Here is a 12,995-nt window from a genome sequence, read left to right on the forward strand (position 1 = left end):
CTCTTCTTTAACTAGGTAAGAAGAGAGGATTTTATACAATGATGTATACAAGTTAATGATTTTCTTGACCAATGTGTTTAGATTAGCAAATTAGATGAAAGAAAAGAGGGCAGAAAAGTCGCCTCTTTTTTTTGATATATGATATTATCGACAAGGAAGACCAGATCCACTATCAGAACCGGTATAAATATAAGTATCGGAAACATAGCCATAAATGGAAACGCCAGCATGGTCTTTTCCAAGATAAATTTTATCCCAAATGTTACTGGTGCCAAAGTAGCCGCTTACCGTTGTTCCTGTTGTATAGCAACGATAACTTACAACTTGGCCATCGTATACTTTGCCAATCACTGTTCCTGTAGAAGTTGATGGATAATCACGCACATAGATATAGTTACCTGAAGTACTTGTAACTACCTCGTACAATTGATAGGCAAAAGCTTGAGAAGTGAATCCAAATAAAGTTAGAACAAGGGTAAACATTGCTGTGATTGATAATCTCTTTTTCATGATGATACCCCTTTCATTTTATATATTATTAATATAATTTAAATTTTAAATAATAGAAAGAGGGTGATGCAAAAATGATTAGATGGCTGGGTAAAAATTTTTATTTTGTTTTGTTATTTGCTCTGATCATTTTCTTTTTGGTATTTATGGGAGCTCGCTTCTTTTGAATAAAAAAAGAAGCTAACTTTTATGATGTAGTTAGCTTCTTTTATATATGGTTTTCACTTCTACGGTTGACTCCATCGACAAAGATCGGTTGTACAAAGTGCTTGATTCGTTCCATGATTCTTTTGCCTTTGATGAGTTCTTCGCCGCCTTTTGGAGTATTGGAGAAGTAATCTTCTAATTCTTCTAAGGTTAGGTTGGAGGTGAAAATAATCGGTAAACGTTCTGTCATACGATATTGTAAGATGACACCTAAAATATCATCTCGAATCCAAGGTGTTAAAGATTCTGCGCCTATATCATCCAATATCAGCAAAGGTGCTGTTTTGACAACTTCTAGTTTTTCTGTGATTCCTTCCCCATTTTGCGAGATTGCATTTTTCATTTCGGAAAACAAAGCAGATGTATGAATCATCAATGTAGAAACGCCATACACTGCTAGTTCATTCATGATAGCTCCTGCCAGATAGCTTTTGCCAACACCGAAATCCCCGTACAAATAAAGTCCCCTAGTCGCTTTGTCATCCCGAAATGCGACACAAAAATGAAGTGCAGCCTGAAAAGCTTTTGCGCGCTTCGCTTCTAAGACAAATGTTTCAAATGTTGCTTTTTGGATATCGGAAGGGATTTGTTCACAGCGTATAAGAGAACGTCGACGTTTTGCTTCTTCTTCAGCACGCTGAAAACGACAAGGTTGCATTTGCAGGTCAAAAAAACCATTGTACTCGATTAGTTTTGGAAAATGACCAGTGATTATATTCGTACATCCTTCAAGACCACGACAATTTTCACAGGCTGTTTTTTCCGTAACATATTGTTTTACGTTAGGAATAGAGCGCCAATAGGTGGAGAGCGGAATATCTGGATGTGCTTGCATAAATGATTGAAGTTGTTTATTTTGTTGCAATCTTTGAAAGACAGCACGTTTTGCTTTCTCTGCACCACTGCTAGAGAAAGGAGAGACTTGTTTTAGGGCTTTCATCCAATCCATTCCCCCTGCATCCTAATTTCCAATCTCCTCTAGATATCGAATCATCGTATCGATCCCGACACCAATTGCTTTTTCATCTGGGGTAATCTTCGAGTGATGTAATCCGTATGGAGTGTCCACACCAAGCCAAAATAGGAAGCCAGGAATTTCTTTTAGAAAGTAACCAAAATCTTCACCTGTCATCGCTTCCCTGCATTCTACCAATTGATACTCGGTTTTTTCCTCAACCCAGTTCATAAAATGTTTGGTGACTGCTTCGTGATTGGTGACATCAACATATTGCATACCCCAATCGAGAATAGCTTCACATTGGAAGCTTGTACCAATACCTTGAACAATATTTTTAACACGTTGCTGCATGGTTTTCATTGTTTCTAAAGAAAGGGTACGAATGGTTCCGTTCAATTCAGCAGAACCAGCAATAATGTTTTCTTTGGTTCCTGCTGTTAATTTTCCAACAGTAAGAACGGCAGAATCCAGTGGATTCACATTACGTGAGACGATTGTTTGGAGTTGGGTGAAAAGTTGTGTTGCAGCCACTACCATATCATTCGTTTGATGCGGATAAGCAGCATGACCTGATTTTCCGATGAGCTGGATATGAATCTCAGACGTATTAGCAAATAAAATGCCCGGGCGAGTAGCAATGGTACCTACTGGATATTCAGGAGCAATATGCAAGGCAAAGATCATATCTGGTTTCCAAGATTGAAACTCGATGCTTTTCATCATCGGTTCTGCTCCACCTGGTCCTTCTTCTGCTGGCTGGAAGATAAAAATAAGGTCATCTTGCACTGGATGATAGGAAAAATGGTGAACCAATCCAAGGGCAATCGTCATGTGAAGATCATGTCCGCAAGCATGCATATATCCAGGATGAGTAGATTGAAACTCATAACCAGTTTCTTCTTGAATCGGCAATCCATCCATATCTGTACGAAAGCCAATTCGTTTGCGTGGTGCTGTTCCAGAAACTTTGACAATAATACCTGTTTTCCAAGTTTTTAATTCTATATTAGGTAAATCTTTTAACTGAGAGAGAAGAAATGCTTGTGTTTTTTCTTCTAAGTATCCAGGTTCCGGTATCTCATGTAATTGTCGTCTGATTTGTATCCATTTGTCCAAAGAAACAGTCATATGCCTTTACTCCATTTTCGCTAATAATTGATGAAAAATATCGATAAAGTGCGTTACTTCCTCTTTTGTCAAAGTCAAAGGTGGTAACAATCGAATTATGGTACCTGCTGTAATATTGATTAAGATTCCATTCTCTAAAAATTCCTGACGGAGTTGTTCGATAGATGTTTTGCTGAGTGTGGTGATGATTCCAATCATCATACCACGCCCATTGATCTGTTCGATAAGAGCTGGGAATTTCCTTTGTAGTTTTTGTAATTCACTCCATAGGAAATCGGCGACTTCTTTTCCCTTTTCCAGTTGATGTTGCTCAATCAATACATCTAAAACCGCATTACCTAAAGCTGCGGAAAGGGGAGAAGGAGAGAAAGTAGTTCCATGATCACCTGGTTGGAATGTGTTTTTTAGTTTCTGTCCTGCAATGATTCCCCCTAGAGGTAAGCCTCCGCCTATACCTTTAGCAAAAAGGATCAAGTCAGGTTTCAAATCATAAGCTTGGTAAGCAAATAATGTTCCTGTTCTTCCGACACCTGTCTGGATTTCATCCAAGCAGAATAACATATTTTTTTCTTGACAGAGAGCTTGCGCTGTCTCTAAAAATTGTTGTGTCAGAGGTAAGATGCCTCCAGCACCGAGAATAGGCTCTACTAAGATAGCAGCAGGATGATGCTTTTCACATATGTCTTTTAAGCCAGCAATATCATTCATGTTCACTTCATAAATAGAAATTGGTAATGTTGGAAAGTCCTGATAAATGCCAGGTTGACGTGTTAAGCGCAGAGCTCCAAGTGTTCTACCGTGAAAACTATTTTTGAGAACAATGATTCCTTCTTTGGGTTCTTCTTGTCGGCTAATCCATTTATGAATGCTCTTGATCGCAGCTTCCGTTGCTTCTGCTCCAGTACTACAGAAGTATACTTTTCCATCCTCGAGCGTATTGTCTACCAATCGCTTCGCCAATCGAATAGCTGGAGGATTATAGAAAAAATTCGATATATGAAGGAAGCGCTCAGCTTGTGTAGCCAGCGCATTCATCAAATACGGATGGGAGTGCCCTAAAATATTTACTGCTAGTCCTGTGAATAAATCTAAATACCGCTTTTCGTTGATATCAAAAAGATAATTACCTTCGGCATGATCGATTACAAGTGGTAAACGGCTGTAAGTGGACATGAGATATTCATGATCCAACAAGGCCCAATCCGTCATATTTGATGAAACCTCCTATAAACTGCGAAGATCTGCTAAGATTTCTGTTTTGGATTTTGTCTTTTCGTCAATTTCCTTGATAACACGAGCTGGAGTGCCTGCAACGACTACATTTGGCGGTACATCTTGTGTAACTACTGCCCCTGCTGCAACAACAGATCCATGACCTACTGTTACTCCTTCTAAAATAACTGCATTGGCTCCTACCAGTACCTCGTCTTCAATCGTTACAGGTGCTGCTGAAGGCGGTTCAATTACTCCTGCAATCACAGCTCCCGCACCGATATGACAGTTTTTTCCGATTTGTCCGCGTCCACCTACTACAGCATTCATATCGATCATGGTTCCTTCTCCGATTACTGCACCGATATTGATCACAGCGCCCATCATGATGATCGCTTGTTTTCCGATCTGTACATGTTCACGAATAACCGCACCAGGTTCAATACGAGCCTCTATGTCTTTTAAATCTAGTAAAGGTACACCCGAGTTACGGCGGTCATTTTCTACGACATAATCTTGTATAGCTGTTTTATTATCGCTTAATACAGGTTCAATATCTGTCCAGTTTCCAAATAAAACACCTGAATTTCCAGAAAAGAATGTTTGCACTTCATCTGGGAAAGAAAGCTTCTCAAGTTCTCCCTTTATGTAGACTTTAACAGGAGTCTTTTTTGTCGATTTTGCTATATATTGAATAATTTCCTCAGAGTTTAAATGTTGCACGTTATCGTCACCCTTTCGATCAATCTAAGTTAAAAGTATAACATAATACGAAAGCTAATGACCGTCTTCTATGAATAAATTGCATTTCCAACCATTTACACTTTTTCTAGGAAACTATTCGTTTCTTGGAGAATTAGATTTTAATGATTACTTCCTATAGGAAATATAAACTTGCCCTATTTTGTTTTTATGCATTTAAATGTAATCTAATACAAAAATAAGAACCCCAAGAGGAGTTCCTTCCATTACAGAATATATTAGTTTGCTAATCCTAGCTCATTAGGACCATCAAGTATGTTTTCTTTAATTTCATAGGTTTTGCGCATGCAGTGCTGGAACTTCTCTTCGTCTTGTCCATTATAGCAGCCTGCTAGGTTATACCAAATCTTCCATTCCATATCTTTATACTGGTGTTTTTGAGCAATCTCAATCCCTTGTTCAAAGAAATGAATTGCTTTATTTGTATCATTCATCATTTGACAAAGTTCACCAGTAAGTACTAAATTGGATACCAACTGAGGTGCATCTTGAAACTTAGTTGCATATCGGATCGCATGTTGGAAGTATTCAAATGCCTCAGATAATTTATTTTGTTTCAAGTACAGGACTCCTGTACGGCTGTAGACCGTCACCCAACGCTGATCAATTGGAATTTTTTCTTCCAGTTTGCGAGCCATGAGGAAGGAGGTTTCTGCCATTTCCCAATCTTTTTGTGCAGTGTAAATAGTTCCAAGAACAATCCATAAATCGAACATTGCACTATATTGTTTATTTCTACGGGCGATATCAATACCTTCAACGGCATATTCAATTGCTTCTTCAATCAAGCCAGTACGACGGGATAATTCAGAGCGCAGCCAGTAAAATCCAAGCGTCGTTTCAATATCATCTACTTCTGTTAATAAATGCCATGAATCTTGAACCAGTTGCATTGCTTCTGTTACACGACCTAATTTTTGGAGCATAATTCCTTTATGTTTATGCAAGAGGTGTTTGACATGCTGCATCTCACCGTCTTCATAAAAGGCAAGTAGACCATCATTAATGTACTCTAATGCTTGCTCCAGATTACCTTGATGGTTGCTGCATACTCCTAGTAAAAGATAACTAGCAGATTCCATATTATTTTCTTGATACGAATTTTGTTGAGCACTGCGCAGTGCATTATAGAAAGAACGTTCTGCTTGTTTCCATTTCTTTTTTGCCATGTAGCATTTGCCTTTATAGAAGTAAGCATGTGCGATATATGGATGACTATCGTCTAGCTTTAATTCTTCTAATTTTGCTAAGGCATCATCGACATATCCGATTTGACGCAAGGTTGATATGGTTAAAAGAGCAAATTTTACTCGCTTGAGTTCGACTTGTTCTTGGACAAGCATTTCGGGTAATTTGCTCATAGGTAATTCTAATTTTTCAAGCAAATAAGTTACTTTTTCAGGGCTGACATGTGCGACGCCCCGTTCGATATTACTGACAGTAGCAGGGGAAATATTTTCATCCGCTAAGTCTTCGAGGCGAAGACCACGTTCTTTACGAACTTTGCGAATTACTTCCCCCATTTCATGAAGAGCTAATGTTTTCATTGTTATCACCTCAACGGAAAAGTTTGGACATAAATATATTAAACTTTTATAAAACAAAAGAAAACCGAGTTTTAGAAATATTACACAGATTTCAAAAGATTAACCTACTGTATTTCGGTCAATATTGTAGGTAAGTGGAACTGGAGGTCACATCATGGTACATTTATTAAAAACCATAATTTACCGATTAAAGCATAATCAAGTTTTTGATACTGCAGCACAGCTATCCTATTATATTTTACTTTCGTTTTTTCCTTTTCTTTTACTTGCAGTTACGCTGATTGGTTACTTGCCATATAGTAGTGAAAATGTATTGTCTGTATTAAAACCTGTAATTCCGTCAAGCACCTATCATTTAATTGAAAATAATTTAGTTAGTATTTTAGATGAACAAAATAGTGGATTGTTATCTTTCAGTATTATTTCAACTATTTATACAGCTTCGCTTGCCTTCCAATCGATTATCCGCAGTTTGGACCTTGCATATCAAGTGAACAATAATCGAAGTTTTTGGAAAGGAGCCTTGCTGGGTTTTTTCCTCATGTTTGGGTTGCTTGCAGGATTATTGGTCAGCCTTGGCTTATCGGTATTTGGTCAACTTTTAGCGAGCTATTTTCTTGGTGAAATTGCACTGGCTGCTTGGTTTGTTCACTTATGGGTATATGTTCGTTGGTTCATCAGCAGCGCAATGGTGTTTTTTGTTCTACTCAGCTTGTATATCATGGCACCTCATACAAAAGTTACATTGATCCAAGCATTACCTGGTGCAATTTTTGCGACAATTGGGTGGCAACTCAGTTCTCTAGGTTTCTCCTACTATGCTTCCTTTAACAATTACTCATTGGTATATGGAAATTTAGGAGGAATCATCATCTTAACAGGTTGGTTTTATATCTCTTCTCTTGTACTTATTGTAGGTGGCCATATCAATGCCGTCTATGCTGATGAAAAGAAGTCAGCAAAGCGACGCAGTAAGACAAAGGCATGATTTTGCGCTTTTAGCGCAGGATCATGACCCGTATAATATAGTGTGCTTAGCCTAAGGCTTAGGTGAGTGATTAGGATAGTTCTTCTCAAATAAGAGAAATCCTCTTTTTTAAGAAGACTATATTGTGTCTTAAAACCATTTTGTGAAAAACATGTGAACAGCATGTTTCTTTTACTTTGTGTTAAGATGAATCGTAGAATCAATTGCTAGATTGAAAGGGATGGAACAAGTTGCCGCAAACTAAGTTTTTTCGAACCTTATATGCCATCATTTTCTTACTTCTTATCGTTTTACTAGGAAGTAAGGTCAGTTTTGTCTTTCGACCCATTGTCGTTTTCGTACAAACTTTGTTTTTTCCATTTCTCATCTCAGGTGTATTATTTTATCTGTTTCGTCCCATCGTCAGGTTTATGCTTCGGTTTAAAATTCCAAAAGGAATCTCCATTTTGATTATTTACTTGGTAATCTTAGGATTATTTGTCCTATTGGGCTTTTCGATTGGGCCATTACTGGGAAATCAGTTTGAGGCATTAATTAATAATTTCCCTTCTATGTTAGACGCTGCTAAAGTTCAATTTAATGCGCTAAACCATAATCCTTGGGTGAATAAGTATGTGGATTGGAATGTGATTGCTGACAGTGTAGTCAACTATATAAAGACCAGTTATACTACCATCGGCAGTAATCTGGCTGGCTTTTTTGGTATCGTAACAAACATCATCCTCGTATTTGTGACGGTTCCTTTTATTTTGTACTACATGTTAAAAGAGGGAGATAAAGCGGCGCCTTATGTGCTTCGACTCTTGCCAGTCAGAGAACGTGAACATGGAGTATCGATCTTACATGATCTCGATCACGCTCTGAGTTCCTACATCAAAGGTCAAGTACTAGTTGCCATTACAATCGGATTGATCGTGTTTATTGGGTATCTCATAATTGGAATGCCTTATGCATTATTACTTGCAATATTTGCAATGTTTACCAATGTAATTCCCTATATTGGACCGCTGATTGGACTAGCACCAGCTGTTATCGTCGCTTCTATCCACTCTCCTTCCATGATTATCAAGGTATTGGTCGTGGCAGTTATTGCTCAGCAAGTAGAAGGAAATTTTGTTACACCTAATGTAATGGGGAAAAACTTAAACATTCATCCGCTTACCATCATTTTGCTATTGCTCGTTGCAGGGAGTTTGGCAGGATTTTTAGGAATGCTGCTCGCCATCCCTACTTATGCAGTGCTAAAAGTAGTTGTTAGTCATGTCTATCAGCTCATAAGGCTAAGAAGTCAAGAGAAAAAAGTACTATCAGCTGAAGAATAAGACTAATCTCATTATAATTAAATTTATTATAAAAAGATATAGTTTTAAAAATTTTAAAGCGAACAAATATCGGCTTTATCTTGATAAAAGCAAAACACCTTGCAGCATCTTTTTACAGATGATACAAGGTGTTTTTTCGTTTTGGATTCTAAAAACAAAATGTAAAATTAACCATATCGTTTTACTAGCCATGACTTTGTTTGCCAATAGGAGTCAGTTAGAGGTTGTACTTTTACTACATCACCAGTTTTGGGTGCAGCAATCATCTGCCTGTTGCCGACATATATGCCTACATGATCGTAGCCTGGTTTATCAGGCATATTATCAAAATAGATAACATCTCCTGGTTGGAGTAAATTAAAATTAACAGATGCACCGAGCATTCGTGATACAGTTACTTGACCTTGCTTTGAGTTTGCTTGGTCATCAGCAACACGGGGCAGAGTAAGTTTACCTCCAGATGCTTGGTAAACGGAATACAGTACAAGACTCGAACAGTCAAAACCTCCGCCGGGTGTTGGGCCATCTTTGCCTCCACCCCCATAAACATAAGGAGTACCTTCCCATCGTTTGGCAGCAGCGATAATTTTTCCTCCAAAACCAGAACCTCCGTTAAAGAGTACTCCACCAGATCCCATTAACAGCTCGTTTGCTGTGCTGTCTACGTTTTTCACGTAGTCAAACTGGGCTTCATCTGACTTTTGATACTCATCAGGAGCTTGCATATATACGGCACATGCCAAACCTGTAGCCATTGTTAAATTCATTTTTTGAACTTTGTCGCGACAAGTTTTACTTCCTTTTGTTTCATCCGATTGAATACGAGTTAAGTCAGCGAGTTGTTTTGCTTTATTATCTAACCATTTTTCTACATCTGCGGTGGTGACTTTGTTTTTGTTTTTGTCTTTTTCATTATCTGAATTATTTTCAGGAAAAGCAGGGGTTGAATATTTGCTGATTTCAGCATATGCAGCGTGTACTCTTCCCGGATAATTATGTGTTTCCGGGTTCACATCTGCCGAAGGTAATTGATTGTTACTGACCGCACCGGGACCTCCGTTATAACAGCCAAGGGCGATCGTTTCATCAGGATGCAGTTTTAAACAACTTTTGTAAACCTGAGTGCCACGCATGATATTTGTATCTACATCAAAATGGTTTTCCCCCTTTTCAAAGTTAAAGGGCATTACTTGCATGAGACCTTGGGCTCCAGCATCTGAACCATTATCGATAATCCAGCTGCTTTCTGCTTGGATGATAGCAGCAGTAAGTATGGGATCAATGTTATTTTCTTTGGAGTATTTACAGATAGCACTTAATGTTTTTGTTTTTAGAAATTCTGTCACAGGTGTAGATGCATATTTAAATCTAAGTTTATTTGCAACCATGGGAGAAAACCCACATGAACCACTAAAGTTATTCCAAGCTTGCATGTGTTTGGAGTATTCAGGCGATAATCGATGAACAGCAGCTAACACATTCCATGGTACAGAAGGATATTTGTCCGCTATTTTTAGATATAAATCTTTAAAAGGAATGACCATCTCTTGTTGGTCTGCCGACTGTTGTTGCTGCTGTTGTAAGTCGCTATTGGTTATAATGGAAATGAAAAAAATGGAAAAAAACCCAAAAGCCATCATTCCAAGCACTATAAGTGCAACAACTGCAATGCCAATTGTACTACTGGTTTGTTTCTGCATCTCCTACAGACACCACCTTCCACTTAGCAGAATTATTAGTTAGAAGGTATTTTTCTGCATATGTTGTCGTGATCGTTTGATTTTGAATGGTTGTGATCGTAACATCTACATAGAGATTTACGCTCGTCATTTGACCTGGTGTAATATCTGCAATGCTGACTTGTTTAACCGAAATATTTTTAATATCGGGAGAATTAGCATTAAGTTTTTTTTGTAGAGCATATAATTGTGGGGTCATCATGTCTTTGACACTATCTAAATGTTCATTTGGTTTGCTTTTATCATAGCTGATAAACTTTGTGGTAAAATCAGTTACAAATTTGCTTAAAACATTAATGTCTTTATCGCTAAATCCAGAATTTGGTGAACTATCATCTCCCTGGGATGAATCTGAATTATCTGATTGTGTATTTGTATTTACACTAGGTGTTTGGACTGGAGGTTCTTCTTTTTTGGGAGTATCGTCTCTTAAAAATAGAAACCAAAATAGAAAGACCAGTACGATGATACCGATAATAATGGCAACAATATCACCTTTTTTCATTTTCCACTCCTCTTTCTTTTTTAACGCTAACGAAATAGGTTATTCTGTTAAGCTCAAGTATATAGAATAATTAGGAAGTCGGCTATACATTTTCGCTAGATCCTGCTAGAAAGAAGTGTAAATTCAACACAACATAAATAATCTTAAATATTAGGCTTTTTTTCTGGTAGAAAGGATAAAAAACAAAAAGGGTTAATGCCATTTTGCATCAGCCCTTTTTTGAGTTAACGATGTACTTCTTTATAAATACGCTCAATCATAGTCTGTTTTTGTTCCCAGAGTTGTTTGGACAAATCGACATGATATTCTTCTGGATTTAGGATACGAAGCTGCTCATCCCAAAATAAATGAATTTGTCTTTGATGGTAGGAGCGAACCTCATCTAGTGTGGGTAATGCTTCTACCAATTTACCTTTTCGTAATAATGGCTGCAAAAGAGGAAGGGCTAAATAGTTGGTAACCACTTTCTGCTTATATGGATGATCAGGATGGAATAAGGTGAGTGGTTCTTCTTCTTTTAAGAGTTGTTCATAAGAAGCAATCCAATCGCCTTTTGCTTTCCCTGTTTCTCTATCAATGATCCGAAAGATCGTCTTTCTTCCTGGAGTAGAGATCTTGTTTGGATTGGAAGAGATTTTGATCGTAGGTTCCCATGTGCCACCATCATTTTCTTTTGCAACCATTTTATAAACGGCGCCAAGTGCTGGTTGATCATAAGCGGTGATTAACTTGGTTCCGACACCCCAGCCATCGATCTTAGCTCCTTGTTGTTTGAGATTTAAAATGGTTTCTTCATCTAAATCACTGCTAGCGATGATTTTGGTTTGGTTTAATCCTGCTCTGTCTAGCATCTTGCGTGCCTGTTTTGATAGGTAAGCAAGGTCGCCGCTATCAAGTCGAATACCTTTAAGTTCATAACCTTTTTCTCGTAGCTCTAATCCTACTTGAATGGCGTTAGGAACACCACTTCGCAATGTATCATATGTGTCGACAAGTAATACAGAAGAGTTTGGGAATGCAAACGCATAGGCACGAAATGCTTCTAATTCACTAGGGAAATCTTGTACCCATGCATGAGCATGTGTTCCACTCGTCGGAATGTCAAATTTTTGCCCAGCGAGTAAATTGGAGGTGGCATCAAATCCAGCTAGATACGTAGCACGAGCTCCCCAGAGTGCAGCATCTTGCTCTTGTGCTCGTCTGCTTCCAAACTCCAATAAGGTGTCCTTTGGAGCGATATGGCGTATGCGTGCTGCTTTGGTTGCCACTAATGTCTGATAGCCGATAAAGTTGAGTAATGCTGTCTCAACCAGATGGAGTTCAAATATCGTACCATCCAGCCGAAGCAATGGTTCTTCAGCAAAAACAACCGTTCCTTCCGCAAGTGCATCAATATCTGCTTGAAATCGGAATTGGCGTAAATAATCAAAAAACGCTGCTTCAAAATCAGGGCAATTGTTTTGAAGATAAGAAATGTCTTCCTCCGTAAAGTGCAGATGTTCCAAGTACTCTACTGCTCGCTGGAGTCCTGCAAAAACAGCATAGCCATTTCCAAATGGAAGGGAGCGAAAGAAAAGTTCAAAAGAACGGCGATGATTATGGGTGTTATTTTTCCAATGCGCGTACATCATGGTAAGTTGGTATTTATCTGTATGTAGTGATATCGACATGGGTGTACTCCTAGTAAATGATTTCATAAATGAGTGGGTTGATCTGCCCGCTTTGAATTTGAAAGGCACTTAGCTTTTTTTGTTTTTCTCGAAAGGAAAGAATCCAGCAACTAAGCTCTGGCCTTTCCCAATATTTTGCATCTGATTTTGATGGATATGCAGGTAAGTGTGGATGGGTATGTATAATTCCAAGACAACAAAGCTTACTCAATCGAATTTTTTTGATCGTCTCCCAGTATACCTCAGGAACATAACCAAATGAGCATGGAGAAGGATCCAAAATTTTCAATGGGAAAAAATGTGTTATTTCTCTCCCTACTCCTGCAAGAAAACCATATCCTTCTGCTGGAAGCTGTTCATGGCAATATGATGTTAGTTCATCAATAACTTTGCTATGAATCGATAAATGATGGGATGCCCCCAATATCGTTCCTCCTTTCTCTTCCC

At 38.2% G+C, this 12,995-nt stretch carries 12 protein-coding genes; 2 read left to right on the forward strand and 10 right to left on the reverse strand.

Features of this window, described 5'->3' with window-relative positions; genetic code table 11:
* Window positions 1–144: 144 nt before the first annotated feature.
* The 6 genes from MK805_RS12000 to MK805_RS12025 form a co-directional block, all read right to left on the reverse strand.
* A complete protein-coding gene (locus MK805_RS12000) occupies window positions 145–510 on the reverse strand; it encodes an SH3 domain-containing protein (RefSeq protein WP_240876135.1) in 366 nt (121 codons plus the stop codon).
* Window positions 511–718: 208 nt separating this feature from the next.
* Complete coding sequence (gene dnaI, locus MK805_RS12005) at window positions 719–1,657, reverse strand: primosomal protein DnaI (RefSeq protein ID WP_240876136.1); 939 nt, start codon at window positions 1,655–1,657, stop codon at window positions 719–721.
* 21 nt (window positions 1,658–1,678) lie between these two features.
* Entirely contained in the window at window positions 1,679–2,803 is a 1,125-nt protein-coding gene (locus MK805_RS12010) for an N-acetyldiaminopimelate deacetylase (protein WP_240876137.1), read from the reverse strand.
* Window positions 2,804–2,809: 6 nt separating this feature from the next.
* Window positions 2,810–4,012, reverse strand: coding sequence for an aspartate aminotransferase family protein (locus MK805_RS12015; protein WP_240876138.1), 1,203 nt, complete (start codon window positions 4,010–4,012; stop codon window positions 2,810–2,812).
* A 15-nt stretch (window positions 4,013–4,027) separates the two neighbouring features.
* Window positions 4,028–4,738 (reverse strand): 2,3,4,5-tetrahydropyridine-2,6-dicarboxylate N-acetyltransferase, encoded by a 711-nt coding sequence (gene dapD / locus MK805_RS12020; protein ID WP_240876139.1) that lies wholly within the window; start codon window positions 4,736–4,738, stop codon window positions 4,028–4,030.
* Between the two features lie 257 nt (window positions 4,739–4,995).
* Window positions 4,996–6,324, reverse strand: coding sequence for a helix-turn-helix domain-containing protein (locus MK805_RS12025; RefSeq protein ID WP_240876140.1), 1,329 nt, complete (start codon window positions 6,322–6,324; stop codon window positions 4,996–4,998).
* Window positions 6,325–6,478: 154 nt separating this feature from the next.
* Between MK805_RS12025 and MK805_RS12030 the strand changes: the two genes are divergently transcribed.
* Window positions 6,479–7,312 carry a YihY/virulence factor BrkB family protein gene (locus tag MK805_RS12030; RefSeq protein WP_240876141.1) on the forward strand — a complete coding sequence of 278 codons (834 nt, stop codon included), beginning with the start codon at window positions 6,479–6,481 and terminating at the stop codon, window positions 7,310–7,312.
* Between the two features lie 230 nt (window positions 7,313–7,542).
* A complete protein-coding gene (locus tag MK805_RS12035; protein ID WP_240876142.1) occupies window positions 7,543–8,634 on the forward strand; it encodes an AI-2E family transporter in 1,092 nt (363 codons plus the stop codon).
* A gap of 167 nt (window positions 8,635–8,801) precedes the next feature.
* Here the strand turns inward: MK805_RS12035 and MK805_RS12040 are convergent, their stop codons facing one another.
* The 4 genes from MK805_RS12040 to MK805_RS12055 all read right to left on the reverse strand — a co-directional run bounded on the left by MK805_RS12040 (window position 8,802) and on the right by MK805_RS12055 (window position 12,972).
* Window positions 8,802–10,334, reverse strand: a complete 1,533-nt coding sequence (locus MK805_RS12040) for a C40 family peptidase (RefSeq protein WP_240876143.1) — start codon at window positions 10,332–10,334, stop codon at window positions 8,802–8,804.
* Window positions 10,315–10,878 (reverse strand): hypothetical protein, encoded by a 564-nt coding sequence (locus tag MK805_RS12045; protein ID WP_240876144.1) that lies wholly within the window; start codon window positions 10,876–10,878, stop codon window positions 10,315–10,317. The genes MK805_RS12040 and MK805_RS12045 overlap by 20 nt, the downstream gene beginning before the upstream one ends.
* 224 nt (window positions 10,879–11,102) lie before the next feature.
* A complete protein-coding gene (locus MK805_RS12050; RefSeq protein WP_240876145.1) occupies window positions 11,103–12,548 on the reverse strand; it encodes a nicotinate phosphoribosyltransferase in 1,446 nt (481 codons plus the stop codon).
* A gap of 10 nt (window positions 12,549–12,558) precedes the next feature.
* Window positions 12,559–12,972: a M67 family metallopeptidase gene (locus tag MK805_RS12055; RefSeq protein ID WP_240876146.1), complete on the reverse strand. Its 414-nt coding sequence runs from the start codon at window positions 12,970–12,972 to the stop codon at window positions 12,559–12,561.
* Between the last annotated feature and the right edge of the window lie 23 nt (window positions 12,973–12,995).

The sequence above is a fragment of the Shimazuella soli genome (genome assembly GCF_022511585.1).
Classification (GTDB): Bacteria; Bacillota; Bacilli; order Thermoactinomycetales; family Thermoactinomycetaceae; genus Shimazuella; species Shimazuella soli.

Coding starts and splice junctions, on each gene's coding strand:
- MK805_RS12000 (WP_240876135.1), bottom strand. CDS start 510: ATGAAAAAGAGATTATCAATCACAGCAATGTTTACCCTTGTTCTAACT.
- dnaI (WP_240876136.1), bottom strand. CDS start 1,657: ATGAAAGCCCTAAAACAAGTCTCTCCTTTCTCTAGCAGTGGTGCAGAG.
- MK805_RS12010 (WP_240876137.1), bottom strand. CDS start 2,803: ATGACTGTTTCTTTGGACAAATGGATACAAATCAGACGACAATTACAT.
- MK805_RS12015 (WP_240876138.1), bottom strand. CDS start 4,012: ATGACGGATTGGGCCTTGTTGGATCATGAATATCTCATGTCCACTTAC.
- MK805_RS12025 (WP_240876140.1), bottom strand. CDS start 6,324: ATGAAAACATTAGCTCTTCATGAAATGGGGGAAGTAATTCGCAAAGTT.
- MK805_RS12030 (WP_240876141.1), top strand. CDS start 6,479: ATGGTACATTTATTAAAAACCATAATTTACCGATTAAAGCATAATCAA.
- MK805_RS12040 (WP_240876143.1), bottom strand. CDS start 10,334: ATGCAGAAACAAACCAGTAGTACAATTGGCATTGCAGTTGTTGCACTT.
- MK805_RS12045 (WP_240876144.1), bottom strand. CDS start 10,878: ATGAAAAAAGGTGATATTGTTGCCATTATTATCGGTATCATCGTACTG.
- MK805_RS12050 (WP_240876145.1), bottom strand. CDS start 12,548: ATGTCGATATCACTACATACAGATAAATACCAACTTACCATGATGTAC.